Annotated in this window: 15 protein-coding genes and 1 tRNA gene; 6 read left to right on the top strand and 10 right to left on the bottom strand. The window is 74.0% G+C overall.

Annotation, left to right across the window (positions count from 1 at the left end):
* The first annotated feature begins 207 nt into the window (after positions 1 to 207).
* Complete coding sequence (locus ACSNOA_RS07560; protein WP_436657213.1) at positions 208 to 1,518, top strand: Ig-like domain-containing protein; 1,311 nt, start codon at positions 208 to 210, stop codon at positions 1,516 to 1,518.
* A 58-nt stretch (positions 1,519 to 1,576) separates the two neighbouring features.
* On the opposite strand, the gene ACSNOA_RS07555 is transcribed toward ACSNOA_RS07560, so the two are convergent.
* Together ACSNOA_RS07555 and orn are read right to left on the bottom strand one after the other, a co-directional pair.
* Positions 1,577 to 1,649: transfer RNA gene (locus ACSNOA_RS07555), tRNA-His, on the bottom strand.
* 127 nt (positions 1,650 to 1,776) lie between these two features.
* A complete protein-coding gene (gene orn / locus ACSNOA_RS07550; protein ID WP_436657212.1) occupies positions 1,777 to 2,373 on the bottom strand; it encodes an oligoribonuclease in 597 nt (198 codons plus the stop codon).
* 66 nt (positions 2,374 to 2,439) lie between these two features.
* On the opposite strand from orn, the gene ACSNOA_RS07545 reads away from it, so the two are divergent.
* A complete protein-coding gene (locus tag ACSNOA_RS07545) occupies positions 2,440 to 3,786 on the top strand; it encodes a glycosyltransferase 87 family protein (RefSeq protein WP_436657211.1) in 1,347 nt (448 codons plus the stop codon).
* A gap of 124 nt (positions 3,787 to 3,910) precedes the next feature.
* On the opposite strand, the gene ACSNOA_RS07540 is transcribed toward ACSNOA_RS07545, so the two are convergent.
* The 4 genes from ACSNOA_RS07540 to ACSNOA_RS07525 all read right to left on the bottom strand — a co-directional run bounded on the left by ACSNOA_RS07540 (position 3,911) and on the right by ACSNOA_RS07525 (position 8,267).
* Positions 3,911 to 4,975 (bottom strand): hypothetical protein, encoded by a 1,065-nt coding sequence (locus ACSNOA_RS07540; RefSeq protein ID WP_436657210.1) that lies wholly within the window; start codon positions 4,973 to 4,975, stop codon positions 3,911 to 3,913.
* A 141-nt stretch (positions 4,976 to 5,116) separates the two neighbouring features.
* Positions 5,117 to 5,860, bottom strand: coding sequence for a YcnI family copper-binding membrane protein (locus ACSNOA_RS07535; protein WP_436657209.1), 744 nt, complete (start codon positions 5,858 to 5,860; stop codon positions 5,117 to 5,119).
* A gap of 14 nt (positions 5,861 to 5,874) precedes the next feature.
* Entirely contained in the window at positions 5,875 to 7,539 is a 1,665-nt protein-coding gene (locus ACSNOA_RS07530; RefSeq protein ID WP_436657208.1) for a copper resistance CopC/CopD family protein, read from the bottom strand.
* 83 nt (positions 7,540 to 7,622) lie between these two features.
* Positions 7,623 to 8,267 carry a zf-HC2 domain-containing protein gene (locus tag ACSNOA_RS07525; RefSeq protein WP_436657207.1) on the bottom strand — a complete coding sequence of 215 codons (645 nt, stop codon included), beginning with the start codon at positions 8,265 to 8,267 and terminating at the stop codon, positions 7,623 to 7,625.
* A gap of 107 nt (positions 8,268 to 8,374) precedes the next feature.
* Here ACSNOA_RS07525 and ACSNOA_RS07520 point away from each other — a divergent pair, with 107 nt between their 5' ends.
* The 4 genes from ACSNOA_RS07520 to ACSNOA_RS07505 are packed head-to-tail and all read left to right on the top strand — an operon-like array spanning position 8,375 to position 11,336.
* Positions 8,375 to 8,959, top strand: coding sequence for a sigma-70 family RNA polymerase sigma factor (locus ACSNOA_RS07520; protein WP_436657206.1), 585 nt, complete (start codon positions 8,375 to 8,377; stop codon positions 8,957 to 8,959).
* Between the two features lie 40 nt (positions 8,960 to 8,999).
* A complete protein-coding gene (locus ACSNOA_RS07515) occupies positions 9,000 to 9,521 on the top strand; it encodes a MauE/DoxX family redox-associated membrane protein (protein WP_436657205.1) in 522 nt (173 codons plus the stop codon).
* A complete protein-coding gene (locus ACSNOA_RS07510; protein ID WP_436657204.1) occupies positions 9,514 to 10,233 on the top strand; it encodes a DsbA family protein in 720 nt (239 codons plus the stop codon). Before ACSNOA_RS07515 ends, ACSNOA_RS07510 begins: the two co-directional genes overlap by 8 nt.
* Positions 10,230 to 11,336 carry a hypothetical protein gene (locus ACSNOA_RS07505; protein WP_436657203.1) on the top strand — a complete coding sequence of 369 codons (1,107 nt, stop codon included), beginning with the start codon at positions 10,230 to 10,232 and terminating at the stop codon, positions 11,334 to 11,336. The genes ACSNOA_RS07510 and ACSNOA_RS07505 overlap by 4 nt, the downstream gene beginning before the upstream one ends.
* A gap of 244 nt (positions 11,337 to 11,580) precedes the next feature.
* On the opposite strand, the gene ACSNOA_RS07500 is transcribed toward ACSNOA_RS07505, so the two are convergent.
* The 4 genes from ACSNOA_RS07500 to ACSNOA_RS07485 are packed head-to-tail and all read right to left on the bottom strand — an operon-like array spanning position 11,581 to position 14,271.
* Positions 11,581 to 12,354, bottom strand: coding sequence for an energy-coupling factor ABC transporter ATP-binding protein (locus tag ACSNOA_RS07500; RefSeq protein WP_436657202.1), 774 nt, complete (start codon positions 12,352 to 12,354; stop codon positions 11,581 to 11,583).
* Positions 12,351 to 13,121: a cobalt ECF transporter T component CbiQ gene (gene cbiQ, locus ACSNOA_RS07495; RefSeq protein WP_436657201.1), complete on the bottom strand. Its 771-nt coding sequence runs from the start codon at positions 13,119 to 13,121 to the stop codon at positions 12,351 to 12,353. Before cbiQ ends, ACSNOA_RS07500 begins: the two co-directional genes overlap by 4 nt.
* Before the next feature lie 5 nt (positions 13,122 to 13,126).
* Positions 13,127 to 13,555: a PDGLE domain-containing protein gene (locus tag ACSNOA_RS07490; protein ID WP_436657200.1), complete on the bottom strand. Its 429-nt coding sequence runs from the start codon at positions 13,553 to 13,555 to the stop codon at positions 13,127 to 13,129.
* Entirely contained in the window at positions 13,552 to 14,271 is a 720-nt protein-coding gene (locus ACSNOA_RS07485) for an energy-coupling factor ABC transporter permease (protein WP_436657199.1), read from the bottom strand. The genes ACSNOA_RS07490 and ACSNOA_RS07485 overlap by 4 nt, the downstream gene beginning before the upstream one ends.
* Between the last annotated feature and the right edge of the window lie 150 nt (positions 14,272 to 14,421).

The raw sequence follows: 14,421 nt of genomic DNA, 5'->3' as shown, positions 1-14,421 counted from the left end.
AGCGGCGACCAGCGCCGACAGGGCACGGCCGCCGAGTTGCTACTTTTCCCACCGAATGATGCGAGCCAGCCTCGCAAATCGCCAATTCTAGCAACAATCCGGCGCGATGTCGCGGAGTGTTTCGTTTCACCCCGTGCAACGGGTACCTGTTCTGGTGCGTCTGTGAGAGACGATGGCTCTGTGCGGGGACCACACAGTGAGGGAATCATGCGAGCTGACCACCAGGACCAGCTGAACCGGCACGGCGGCGACCGGCCCAGGGGGCGTCGCCGCGTGCTCGCCGCGGGGGTGCTCGCCGTCGCGATGGCGTTCACCGCCGCCTGCACCGACGGCGGGGGCGGCGGAAAGCCGTCCGCCTGGCAGGGCGGCTCGGAGAGCCCCGCCCCGAAGGCGGCGGCGACGATCAGCGAGCCGCAGGCCGACGCCAAGGACGTCCCGGCCTCCACGGGCATCACCTTCACCACGAAGGACGCCGTGGAGACGGCGGTCGAGCTGAAGGACTCGGCCGGCGGGACGGTCGAGGGCAAGCTCGCCGCGGACGGCAAGAGCTGGCTGCCGGCCGGCGCGCTGAAGTACGGGGAGACCTACACCGCGACCGTGACGGCGACCGGCGACGACGGCCGGCCCGCCACGGCGACCAGCACGTTCACCACGATGGCGAAGCCCGGCAAGCAGATTCGGGTGAGCAGCTTCCTCGGCGACGGTCAGGTGGTCGGCGTGGGCATGCCGCTGATCGTCAAGTTCAGCCGCGAGGTCCCCGAGGACTACCGCGACGACGTGCAGCGCCGTATGACGGTGACCTCGACGCCAGCCCAGGAGGGCATCTGGCACTGGGTGAGCCCCACCGAGATCCGCTACCGGCCGAAGGAGTTCTGGAAGCCCAACACCAAGGTGTCGTACCGGGTGCAGGCCGGCGGTCTGCCGATGGGCGACGGCTGGTACGGCCGGGCCGATCTCACCGTCGACGTCACCATCGGCCCCTCGCTGATCATGACGGTGGACAACAAGACCAAGCGGATGACGGTCACCAAGGACGGCAAGAAGATCAAGACGATCCTGGTGAGCCTCGGCAAGAAGAGCACGCCGTCGTCGAGCGGCACCATGGTGGTCATCGAGAAGCTGCGGAAGACGGTCTTCGACACGTTCGAGGAGCTCGGGCCGGACGAGGGCTACCGCACGAAGATCGACTACGCCCAGCGGCTCACGTGGGGCGGCGAGTTCATCCACGCCGCACCGTGGTCCGAGGGGCAGCAGGGCAGCGTCAACGTCTCGCACGGTTGCGTGAACGTCTCGATGGCCGACGGCGCGTGGCTCTTCGCCAACACCCGGATCGGTGACCCGATCACGGTGAAGGGCACCGAGCGCAAGCTCCAGAACGGCAACGGCTGGACCGACTGGAACATGAGCTGGAACGAGTACGTGAAGGGCAGCGCCCTGCCGTACGAGCCGCCCACCGAGGCCGGCACCGAGTCGACGCCGGACCCGGACGTCACCCCGAGCACCGGCCCGACCGCCTGAGCGACCGTCCCCGCGACGACGAAAGCCCCCTCCGGAAGGAGGGGGCTTTCGTGTGCCGGGTGACTGATGGGAATTGAACCCACGACAACCGGGACCACAACCCGGTGCTCTGCCAACTGAGCTACAGCCACCATGCCGCCGCACCCGGTCGAAACGCCCCGGGCGGGTGCGGACCAATAATAGCCCCCCGCGGGGCGACCGCGTCCAGCGGGTTCCCCGGCGGTGGCCGGCCCGGCCAGCGGACCGGACCGGACCGGCTCAGAGCTGGGCGGCGATGGCCTTGGCGCTGTCCACGTCCGGCCCGGGCAGCGGCACGAAGATCGTCCGCCGGTAGTACTCCAGCTCGCGGATGCTCTCGCGGATGTCCGCGAGCGCCCGGTGGGCGAGCCCCTTGGCCGGCTGGCCGAAGTACACCCGCGGGTACCACCGCCGGCACAGCTCCTTGATCGAGGACACGTCGATCATGCGGTAGTGCAGGTGGTTGTCGAGCCGGGGCATGTCCCGCGCGATGAAGCCGCGGTCGGTGGCGATCGAGTTGCCGCACAGCGGCGCCGTGCGCGGATCCTTCACGAAGGTGCTCACGTAGTCGAGCACCATGTCCTCGGCCTCAGCCAGCGTGACCGTGGAGCGGCGCACCTCCTCGGTGAGCCCGGACTTCGCGTGCATCGTCCGCACGATCTCCGGCATCCCGTCCAGGGCCGCCTCGTCCGCGTGGATCACCACGTCGACACCGTCACCGAGCACGTTGAGATCCGGATCGGTGACCAGTGCGGCAACCTCGATCAGCTTGTCCCTGCCGAGGTCCAACCCGGTCATCTCACAGTCGATCCAGACGAGGAGATCAGCCACCGGCACAGACTACGCGCAGCCCACAGGCCGCGGCTGCGGGCTCTGCGGGGACCGGGCCGCTAGGGTTTCCCCGTGCCACCCGATCCCGTCGCGCCGCCCGCCGTCACCGACGACGACCCCGGTGGCCGCACGGTCCGCCGCCTCGTCACGGTGGTGGCGCTGGCCGCCGTGCTGCCGGCGCTCTACCAGCCGGGCCGGGTCCACGACTTCTTCGACCTGAAGATCTACATGCGGGCGATGCGGTGGTGGGCGGACGGCAACCCGCTCTACGACTACGTGCAGCCGGACCGGGTCCAGGGCGAGCTGTACTTCACCTATCCGCCGTTCAGTGCCCTGCTGCTGCGGCCGTTCGCGCTGCTCCCCCTCGGCGCCACGGTGGCGATCTTCACGGTGCTCACCGTGTTGGGCGTGGTGGTGACGACGCGCTGGCTCGTCCAGCCGATCATCGCCCGCCACGGCCTGCCCCGGGTGTTCACCGTGACCGTCGCGGTGCTGCTGGTGCTGGCCGTGGAGAGCACCCGCGAAACGATCACCTTCGGTCAGATCAACATGCTGCTCGTGGTGCTGATCCTCGCCGACCTGCTCTTCGCCGTGCCGCAGGGACGGCGCTGGGCGGGGGCGGGTGTGGGTCTCGCGACCGCCCTGAAGCTGTTCCCCGGCATCTTCATCGTCTACCTGCTGGCGTGCCGGCGCTGGTGGGCGGCGGCGGTGGCCAGCGCAAGCGCCGCCGCCGCGACGCTGCTGACGGCGGCCGTGGCGCCCAGCGACTCGTGGCGGTTCTGGACGCACGAGCTGTGGGACACCGATCGCGTGGGCCGCACCGACTACCCCGGCAACCAGTCGCTGTTCGGGCTGCTGAGCCGGTTCACCGCGCCGGAGAAGCCGGACCGGCTGCCCTGGCTGCTGCTGGTCGCCGCGGTGACCGCGTACGGGCTGTGGCGGGCGGCCCGCGCCGCCCGGGCGGGCGACCACCTCGCGGGGCTGACGCTGACCGGCCTGATCGGCGGGCTGGTCAGCCCGATCACCTGGGCCCACCACCTCTACTGGTTCATCCCGGCGGTGGTGGTGCTGACCGACGCGGCGTTGCGCCCCGACCCCGCGGCCGACATGTCGGCGGGAGCCGACCCCGCGGCCCGTTCGTCGACGGGTCGCAGCCTCGCGCGTCGGCGCTGGTGGGGCGTCCTGGCCGTCGGCACGGCCGCCGTGATCATCTACGGCGTCGTCTCGTTCCACGACTGGGGCGTCGCGCCGGCCCGGACCGACAACCCCGGAGAGTTCCTGGTCCAGAACACGTACGTGCTGCTCAGCCTGCTGTTGCTGGCCACCCTCCCGGCCCGTCCACAGGTGGGGCCGGGCCGGCGGACCCGCCCGGCTCCGGAGCCCCAGAAGTTGCACCAAATGGACAGAGGCCCCGAGTAGCGACGATCGGCGCTAATCTGGCCTCATCTACCTCAGCAGCATCGTGGGTAGCCGCACCGATCCCCCGGTGAGGGTGGCCCTCCGCGTCGGCAGCGCGGAGGGCCACTCGCCGTTCTGGCCGCGCTCAGGCCGGCTGCCCGTCGACCGTGTCCCCGTCCACCGGCACGGGCCCCGCGGTGCGCTCCGGCTGCGCGGGCGGCCAGGCCAGCGTCAGCGTCACCCCGGGCGGGCGCGCCGGACTACTTCCGCCCTCCCCGGCGGTCGCCGACGGGCCGCGCTCCGGGCCGGTCCTCTCGGCCTCCACGAGATCCGCGAGGCTGGCCGGACGGCGGGCGGGCACCGCGTCGATGGCGGTCCGGGACCGCTCGGGCGCTCCGGAGCCGACGGCGGCCAGTTGCCGCTGCGCCACGGCGGCCCGGTCGTCGGGCCCGCCCGGCTGCGCGCCCAGACCGCTCAGCGAACTCACGCCGAGCCGGCCGGCGAGCACCGGCACCTGGTCGGGCTCGACCACGAAGACCACCTCCCGGGGGCGTACCGGGCGGAACAGCAGCAGCACCGCGAACGTCACCAGCAGCACGCCGCCGGCGAGCAGTCCCCAGGTCGCCGGCGCCGTCCATCCGGCGCGGAACTCGGCGCGCAGGTCGAGAGCGAGGTTTGCGCCGCCGTCCGGGCGCATCACCACCAGGCTGAGCGGGCGGCCGGCCAGCTCGTCGGGAGTCCACTCGATCGCGCCGATTCCCTCGCGTACCCACAGAGGACGGCCGATGGGCGCGGACCCGGCGGCCGGCGCCCCGCCGGTCGGGGCGGCCGCGGCCGAGTCCAGGCGGACCGGCAGCGGACCGCGGGCCAGCACCACACGCCGCACCGTGGCGTGCGGTACGGGGTCCAGCCAACGGCCCACCTCGTCGGCGGGGGCCAGGCCGAGGAACGCGGGACCGTCCGGCGTCCGGGCCTCGATGCGGAGACGGGTCTGCCCGACCCGGGTGAACGGCGCCTCCCGCCGCAGCAGCCGGTCCAGGTCCGGAACGACCATCGCATGGCCGGCCGTCTGCACCGTCTCGAAGCGTGCGGTGAACGCGCCACCCGGATCGGCGTGCCGGGTCACGAGCCAGAGCGCGCCACCGGCCAGCAACGCCGGCAGACCGACGATGAGCAGCACGATTCCGGCGATCATCCGCACGAACCGCATCCGTTCCGTCCCCCTCCGTAGCCAGGTACCCGGCCGACCTTACCGACGTCGGCCGGCCGATCAGGGGATATCCACGGCACCGGATCGGGGGAAAGCGCGCGGGCCCGCCGGATCACCGGCGGGCCCGCGGACGGGTACGGGTCAGGCCTTCGCGACCGGCTCCCGGCGGTTGCGCGCGAACGCGAGACCGCCCAGCACCAGGCCACCGAGACCGGCGACCAGGCCGGCGATGCCGAGCCCGAGCGCGGCGCCGTTCCCCTCGCCCTCGTCGTCATCGTCATCGTCGTCGGCCGCCGGCGCGGCGGCCGCCACGGGCGCGGCCGACGCCGACGCGGAGGCCGGGGTCAGCGCGAGCACCGGCGCGGGGTTGTCCGGTTCCTCGCCGCCCGGGGTCGGCTCCTCGATCCACCGCGACACGTTGCCGTCCGAGTACGTCTGCAGGGTCTTGAAGACCATCTTGTCGACCTGCGGGAGCGGGCCCAGGGAGACGGGGAACTCCTGGAACTGGCCCGGCTTGACGGCGGCGTCACCGGTCGCCGTCCAGGTCAGCTTGGACACCGCCTCGGTGATCTGGCTGCCGTGCACGTCGATCGGCGGGTCCACCTTCCGCTTCTCCACCGCCACCGTCCAGCCCGGCACCGGCATCGTGGAGACGGACCCGACCGGCGCGTTCTCCGGCAGCACCACCTCGAGCTTGGTGGTCGAGGCGGTGTCGCTCTCGTTCGGTACCCGGAACGCGATCCGGCCGTAGCCGCCCTGCGTCGCCTCCTTCGGGTTGACGGTGACGTGCGCCGAGGCGGGCGCGGCGAAGCCGAGCACCGCGGTGGTGACGGCGCCGAGCGCCAGGGCGGCGGCTGCCGTCGCGGAACGCCGGGTACGGATCATGGGTCGGAACCTCTCTAACGGATCGGCACGGTGGCGGTCACCGTGGCCTGGTCGATGTCGGACGTACGGGCGGTGATCTTCAGCTGCCAGTCGCCGGCCGCCGGCAGGCTGACCTCACCGGTCGCGTGGTTGTCGGTCAGCGGCAGCAGCGGGATCTCGATCGGCTCGATCCCGGCCGACGGCAGCGCGGCCGTCGCCTTCCACTCCACCACCGGCTGCGGGCGGTTGTCCTTGGTGTACGCGTACAGGTGCATCGAGTTGTTGCCCCGCTCGGCCGGGTCCAGCTCCACCTGGACCGACAGGAGCGAGCTGTTCAGCGTGGTGCTGAAGTAGCCGGCCGAGGAGGAGGCGGCCACCTCGTTCGCGGTACGGGCCGGCGGCGTCTGCACGAGTACCGCCGAGATCCCGAGCACCACCGCGGTGATCGCCAGCTCGACCCAGACGGCCCGGCGCACCGGCGCCGGACGCTGCTCGGCGACCCGCCGGCGCACCATCTGCCGGGAGTACGCGGCCACGCCCATCACCACCGCGAACAGACCAATCTTGGCCAGCAGCAGCCGGCCGTAGGTGGTGTCGACCAGGGCCTTCGGGGTGGCCACCTCGATGAGCCCCTGCACGACGCCGCCGAGCAGCAACGCGGAGACGGCCAGCGCCGCCCACCGGGACCAGATAGGCAGGATGGCGCCCAGCTCCCGCTCGTCGGCCCGGCGCAGCAGGAAGGCGGCGAGCATCAGCAGGCCGCCGAGCCAGACGGCCATGCTGCCCAGGTGCACCGCGTCCACGACCACGGACACCGCCGGCGCCGGCGACGCGGCGGGGTGACCGGCCAGCGGCCACGTCACGAGGGTGGCGGCGCCGAGCACCGCGAGGATGATGCCGTCGGTGCGCCCCACCGGCCCGGCGAACAGCGGCCGCAGCAGGAAGGCCGCGGCGGCCAGCAGGCCCAGCCGGACCAGGTGCGCGGCCCCGAAGGCGCTGCCCAGCACGCTGCTCAGGCCCTCGCCCGTGACGTCGAAGAGCCCGCCGCCCGCCGTGTAGGGCACCTGCAACCACAGGTCGGCGAGGGTGGAAAGGACGACCAGGCCGAGGCCGGCCCAGGCCAGCCGGGCCGGACCGCGCCGGTCCAGACGCCGCGGCCACAGCAGGGCGAGCACCAGCGCGGGCCCGACCAGCAGCACGAGACCGGCGTAGCCGAGGTACTTGGCGACCTTCACGGCGGTGCCGACCACCGGGTCGGCCCGGCTGGTGTCGCCGGTGTCCGTCGGCGGCGCCGAGGGGGCGCCGACGGAGTAGGTGAACGCGCCGGAGACCGGGTGGCTGTCGGCCGAGATGACCCGGTAGCTGACCAGGTAGGTGCCGCGCGCCCCGCCGGGATCCACGGGAATGCGTACGACGCTGCCGTCGAAGGTCGGGTCGCCACGGTCCGCGCGGGAGCCGTCCGGCGCGATGACACGGACCTTGTCGGGCACCTTCCGGACCGACTCGCTGAAGGTCAGCACCACCTCCTCCGGGCCGCTCGGCACGATCGCCGAGGCGGCCGGGCTGGAGCTGGACAGCACGGCGTGGGCGCTCGCGGGGGCGGCCGGGGCGATCAGGAGGGCGACGGCGGTGACGAGCAGGCCGGCGGTGGCGCAGAGCCGGGCGAGCCAGCGACGAGGGGCGGCAGTCATGCCGATCATGCTTGCCGACCGGGGCGCCCGGCGGCCACCCCGCGCCACCCACGCCCGGCGGTCGGCGCTCGCCGGCGCCGCGCTGTGTGGGCTCATCCACGCCCCGCCGACAGGGCTGGCGCCAGCGGACGGTCGGCGTCCCCGCTGGCCCGTCCGAGCGCCCACAGCAGGCCGGCCTGCACGACGGCGGCCAGGTGCCCGACCTCGTGGACCAGCGCGGTGGTCGAGTTGGCGATGTCCACCGCGCTGGTGGCGGCCAGGCAGACCGCGAGCACGAGCGCCACCGGCAGGAACGCGCGGGCCCGCTCGGGGCGCCACGCCGCCAGCACGAAGCCGACCGCGAGCGCCACGTCGAACGACGCCATCTCCCGGCTGGTGTGGGGATCGACACCTCCGCCGAGGCCCGCGAGGAGGATGGGCAGGGCGATGGCGAGCTGCGCGACGGCGGCCACGGCCACCGCCAGCCGCAGCACCTGACGGCGGGCGCGGTGGGCCGCCTCCCGCGCCCGTCCGGCGGCCAGCGGGTCGGCGGCCACCGCCGCCAGCACCGACGCCGTGAGGTCGGGCACCTCCACCGCCTGCACCCGGACCAGGCGGGTGACCTCCTCCGCATGGGCCTGCCATGCCCGGCACCCGGGGCACCCCCGCAGGTGGGCGTCCAGCTCCGCCGGCGTGGCCTGCGGATCCTCCCCGTCCAGCCGTGCCGACAGCGCCGCCCGCACGTCGTCACAGTTCATGACGGGGTAGTCGGCCCCCGCGCGGAGAAAGTTCCCGGCGTGGCGCAAGCCATGGAAGCGCCCAAGGACCGGCGCGGCCCGCCGCGTGCCGCGTAACCTGGGTTGTCGTGATCCCCGCCCCGCGCGACCGCACGGCCGACCCGGCCGAGGCGACCGGCGCTGCCCGGGATCCGGCCACCGAGTGGGCGCTGTCCGCCCGCGAGGGCGATCCGACGGCTCAGGCCGCGTTCGTCCGGCTCACGCAGGCCGAGGTGTGGCGGTTCGCGGCGGCGCTTGTCGACCCGGACAACGCGGACGACCTCACCCAGGAGACGTACCTGCGCGCGTTCCGGGCCCTGCCGGCGTTCGAGGGTCGCTCCAGCGCGCGCACCTGGCTGCTGGGCATCGCCCGGCGGACCTGCGCCGACCACCTCCGCACCGTGGTCCGCCGCCGGCGGCTCGACGCCCGCCTCGCGGCCAACGCGCACACCGACCGCCCGTCGCCGGACCCGGCCGGTCAGCTCGGCGCCGCCGACCTCCTCCGCCGGCTGCCCGCCGAGCGGCGCGGGGCGTTCGTGCTCACCCAACTGCTCGGCCTCTCCTACGCCGAGGCCGCCGCCGTGGAGGGGGTGCCGGTGGGCACCATCCGCTCCCGGGTGGCCCGGGCCCGCGACGACCTGGTCGAGGCGGTCGGCGACGCCCTCGCCGGTTGACCGGGCGGAACTTCCGGCGGAGGCGCGACGACTAATGATCGTGACAGCACCGAGGACCACCCCGGCGGCGCGATGGCCCGCCGTCCGACCCTGGCTCGGCACAGCCGCCCGACTCGGCCTGGCCGCCGTCTGGCTGCTCGCCGGCGCGTCCAAGGTCGACGACCTGGCCGCCTCCGGCCGCGCCGTGAACGCGTACCAGATCCTGCCGTACGACGTGTCGACCGTGGTCGGCGCCGCGCTGCCGTTCGTCGAGCTGGCGCTGGGCGTACTCCTGCTCGTCGGCCTCGCGACCCGGCTCACGGCGGGTGTGTCCGCGCTGCTGCTCGTGGTCTTCATCGCCGGGATCGCCTCCGCGTGGGCGCGGGGGCTCTCGATCGACTGCGGGTGCTTCGGCAGCGGCGGGCAGCTCGCCGAGGGGCAGGCGCCGAGCTACCTCCCGGAGATCCTCCGGGACCTGGGTTTCCTGGTGTTGGCGGGGTTCCTGCTGATCTGGCCCCGTACGCCCGTCTCGGTGGACGGCTGGCTGACGGGCGAGCCCGTCGTGGAGGACGAGGATGAGTAGGCGCAAGGGGCAGAAGGGCACGGCCGGCCGCGTGGTCCGGCAGCAGTTGGCGCGGGAACGGCGCCGCAAGCGCACCCTCTGGGTCTCGGTGGCCGCCGTGGCCGTCCTCGTCATCGCCGGGCTCATCGGCTGGAGCGTGTGGTCCAGCCAGCGGGCGACCGACTTCACGGCCCCCGCCGGGTCGGCCGAGGGCGGCACCGGCGTGGTGGTCGGGTCCGGCCCGGTGACCGTGGACATCTACGAGGACTTCCTCTGCCCCGTCTGCAAGCAGTTCCAGGACACCAGCGGCGCCACCGTCGACCAGTTGATCAGCGAGGGCAAGATCCGGGCGGTGTACCACCCGGTGGCGTACCTCAACCGCTTCTCCACCACGGAGTACTCCACCCGCTCGTCCGCCGCCTCCGGCTGCGCCGCCGAGGAGGGCAAGTTCGCCGACTACGCCAAGGCGCTCTACGGCCAGCAGCCGCCGGAGGGCAGCGCGGGGCTCACCGACGACAAGCTGATCGACATCGGCGCCGGGGTCGGGCTGAACCGGGACAGCTTCGGCTCCTGCGTACGGAAGGGCACCTTCAAGCCGTGGACCGAGCACGTCACCGACCAGGCCAGCCGGAACAACGTCACCGGCACGCCCACGGTCATCGTCGACGGGCAGCAGCTCGCCGACCGCAGCCCGGAGGGGATCCGGGCTGCCGTGGCGGCGGCCGGCAAGTGATCCGCGCCCTGCTGACGCGCGCGGGGCTGGTGGCCGCCGCCGCGCTCGCCGCGACGGTCGCGACCGCCGCACCCGCCGCCGCCCACGGCGCGGACGCCCCCGACGGCACCGACTACCGCACCACGGTCACCGGCGTCACCCCGGCGCGTGACGGCCTCGAGGTCCGGACGGTGGAGGCCGGCGCGCGGCTTGAGCTGACCAACCGCACGGGGCGGGCGGTCGAGGTGATCGGCTACTCCGGTGAGCCGTACCTGCGGGTCGGTCCGGAGGGCGTGTACGAGAACGTCCGCTCCCCCGCCACGTACCTCAACCGGACGATCGCCGGGGACACCACGCTCCCCGCGGACGCCGACCCGGCCGCCGCGCCGTCGTGGCGGCGGGTGGCCGACGGGCCGAGCGTGCGCTGGCACGACCAGCGCGCGCTGTACCGCGAGTCCGCTCCGCCGGCCGTGACCCGGACCGCCCCGGACCGGGAGCACCGGGTCCGGGACTGGGCGGTGCCGCTGCGCGACGGCTCCGAGCCCCTGGAGATCCGCGGCACGCTGGACTGGGTGCCGCCGCCGGACGCGTACACCTGGTGGGCGGTCACGATCGTCGGCCTGCTCGCGGTCGGCGCGCTCGGGCTGCTGCCGGCCGGTTCCGCGCCCGGCGCCCGGTCGCTCGCCGGTCTGGGCGGGCTGCTGGCCGCTGGCGGGCTGGCCGCCGTCGCGTACACCGTGGGCCGGGAACTGGACGCCGGGGCGCAGGGCGTCGGCGGGTTGCTGCTCGGGCTGCTGACCGGGCAGCTCTGGACGCTGCTCACCGGCTTCGGGGCGATCGCGGCCGGTGCGTACGCGCTGGCCCGCCGGCCGGCCGCCGACTTCACCGTGGCGCTGGCCGGCGCCTGCCTGGCGCTGTTCGGCGGGGTGGCCAACGCGGCGGTCTTCGCGCGGGCGGTGGCTCCGGTGCCGTGGCCCGCGACGTGGGCCCGGGTGCTGGTCGCGCTCGTCCTGGTCGCCGGCGCGGGCGCCCTCGCGGCCGGCGCCCTGCGCCTGCACGCCGCCCGCACCCCCGCCACACCACGCCCCACCCCAACCCGGGCTCCCTCCCCGACCCCCTCCTGACCCGCGATCCGTAGTGACGGCCCCGGTCGGGCCGTTCGGCACGTCGGCCGTGGCGCAGCTCGCGCTGCCCGCCCGCCGACCGCCGCCCAAGATCTGCGCAACATCAGGGATGTTGTCGGGTCCGGCAGCCCGGGAGGGCACAACTTCCGAGAAGTTGCGCGGATCAACCCCCGGCGCCCACGATCCGGGGCCGAAACCGCACGATCGCGAAGCCGAGGGGTGCCGGAGGATCCCGGAGCGCGGGTCAGCGGCGGGCGGCGGCGCGGGGGTCGAAGCCGTAGGGCAGTTCCAGACGGTGCCGGGCCAGCAGGTCGGCGTCGGCGAGCAGGTCGCCGGTGGGGGCGTCGGCCACGATCCGGCCGCCGTCGAGGATCACCGAGCGGTCGCACAGCTCGGCGGCGTACGGCAGGTCGTGGGTCACCATGAGCATCGTCACCGGCAGGTCGCGGAGGATCCCGGCCAGCTCGCGCCGGGCGGCCGGGTCGAGATTCGACGACGGCTCGTCGAGGACCAGGATCTCCGGACGCATGGCGAGCACGGTGGCCACCGCCACCCGGCGGCGCTGCCCGAACGAGAGGTGGTGCGGGGCCCGGTCCCGGTGCTCGGCCATCCCGACGGCGGTGAGCGCCTCGTCGACGCGCGCGGCCAGCTCCGCCCCCCGCAGCCCCAGGTTCGCCGGGCCGAACGCCACGTCCTCGGCGACCGTGGGCAGGAAGAGCTGGTCGTCGGGGTCCTGGAAGACGATGCCGACCCGCCGCCGCACCTCGGCCAGCGTGGCCCGGTCCGGCGCGACGGTCAGACCACCGACGCTCACGCTCCCCTCGGTGGGCGTGAGGATGCCGTTGAGGTGCAGCACCAGCGTGGTCTTGCCGGCGCCGTTCGGGCCGAGCAGGGCGACCCGCTCACCGCGCGGCACGGTGAGGTCCACCCCGTGCAGGGCCACGTGCCCGTCCGGGTACGCGTAGCGGACGCCCCGGACGTCCAGGCTGGGTGTTGTCGGCTGCACGTACCCGATCATGTCAGGACGACCGCCGTGGCGGCGACGGCGGCGGCCGCCACGGGCACGGTGGCCGCGACCAGCCACTGCCCGGAGGTGGCCGCGCCCGCGCCCTGCCACGTGGCCGGCATCCGGCCGGTATAGCCACGGGAGAGCATCGCGAGGTAGACCCGCTCGCCCCGCTCGAAGGCGCGCAGGAAGAGCGCGCCCACGCCGGCCGCGAAGCCCCGCAGTTGCCAGAGGAAACGCGGGTCGTCGCCCCGGGAGACCCGGGCCACCCGCATCCGCCGGGCCTCGCCGACGAGCACGTCGAGGTAGCGCAGCATGAACGTGGCGATCTGGGTGAGCATCTGCGGGCAGCGCAGCCGGTCCAGGCCGAGGATGAGGTCGCGGGTCGTGGTCGTCGCGGCGAGCAGCAGCGAGGCGAGGACCCCGAGGGTCCCCTTGGCCAGGATGTTCCAGCTGCCGTAGAGCCCGTCGACCGAGAGGTGCAGCCCGGCCACCGCGACCCGCTCCCCCGCCCCGAGGAACGGCAGCGCGAGCGCGAAGAGCACGAACGGCAGCTCGATCAACGCACGGCTGAGCAGCCACCGCGCGCCCACCCGCGCCAGCGCCGCGACGGCCGCGACCAGAAGGGCGTACGCGCCGAAGGCCCAGAACGCCTCGCGCGGGGTGGCCACCACCGCCACGGTGAAGACCACCATTCCGACGATCTTGACCTCGGGTGGCAGCCGGTGCACCGGCGAGGAGGTCTCGCGGTACAGCACGTGCCCGTGACCGGCTCCCACCGTCGTCAGCCCCGGGCGGACGGCTCTGCGGGGGCCGCCCGATCCGCCGCCGGCGCGGCCTCGGCGCCCGCCGCCGCGCCGCCCGACGCCGCGCCGCCGTTCTGGCGCCGGCGGAGGAGCCAGAACGCCCCGGCCCCCACCGCGAAGGTGAGCAGCACGCCGAGCACCCCGGACAGGCCGGTGGAGAGGTACGCGTTGTCGACGCCGCGTACGCCGTAGTCGGCCAGCGGGCTGTCCGCCAGCTCGTGGTCCTTGGCCTGCTGGGCCGGGCAGTTGCCGCCGGTGATGTTGTCCTCGGCGTCGACCGTGCATCCCTTGAGCAGCGACGAGTCCAGCCCGTCGGGGTGGGAGGAGGCGTAGTTGCTCACCACGCCGGCGAGTACGAGGGCGACCAGCAGGCCACCGAGAACGAAGGCCCAGGGACGCTTGCTCACCGGACACCTCCGACGGCCGGAACGGCGGGCGCGCCCGCGGGACGACGCAGCCCGCGCAGCGCGTAGACGAGATCGGGGCGCACCTTCGCGACGGTGACCACCGTGGTCGCGGTGATCAGACCCTCGCCGATGCCGATCAGCAGGTGGACGCCGGCCATCGTGCCGGCCAGGCCGGCCAGGTTGCCGCCGAGGTCCGTGGTGCCGCCCAGCCAGTACTGCACCACGAAGCCCTGCGAGGCGACGAGCACACTGAGCAGGGCGGAGACGAAGGCGGTCACCGCGAGGCCGGCGGGCGTCCGCGGCAGCACCCGCAGTAGGAGCGCGATGAGCAGGTACGCGGCGGCCGTGCCGAGCAACGCCATGTTGGTGATGTTGAGGCCGAGCATGGCCACGCCGCCGTCACCGAAGACCAGGGCCTGCACGACCAGCACCACCGCGACGCAGAGCGCGCCGACCCACGGGCCGACCAGCATCGCGGCGAGCGCGCCGCCGAGCAGGTGACCGCTCACGCCGGCCGTGAAGATCGGGAAGTTGAGCATCTGGACGGCGAAGATGAACGCCGCCGCCAGGCCGGCCATCGGTGCGAGCCGGTCGTCCAGGTCGCGCCGGCCGCGCAGCACGCAGACGGTCAGGGCGGCCAGTGCGAGCGCCGCGAAGACCGCGGCGACGGGACCGTTGATGATCCCGTTCGAGATGTGCATCGCCAGGGTTTCCACGCGACCTCCCACGCGTCGGCGGGCCCGTCCGCGCCGGCGGGGTCAGCCTATTTCCCGTACCTCTTTGTTGCCAAGGCTTGGCAACAAGCCATGGTGTTGATCACGACGGTTCGGCGCGCCGGGGTCCGTCCCGTGTCGGCGGGCGGCGGT

It is taken from the genome of Micromonospora sp. URMC 103, from assembly GCF_051386435.1.
Taxonomy (GTDB): Bacteria; Actinomycetota; Actinomycetes; order Mycobacteriales; family Micromonosporaceae; genus Micromonospora.
The sequence above is the reverse complement of the archived record's forward strand: the minus strand, read 5'-3'. Positions and strand labels throughout refer to the sequence as shown.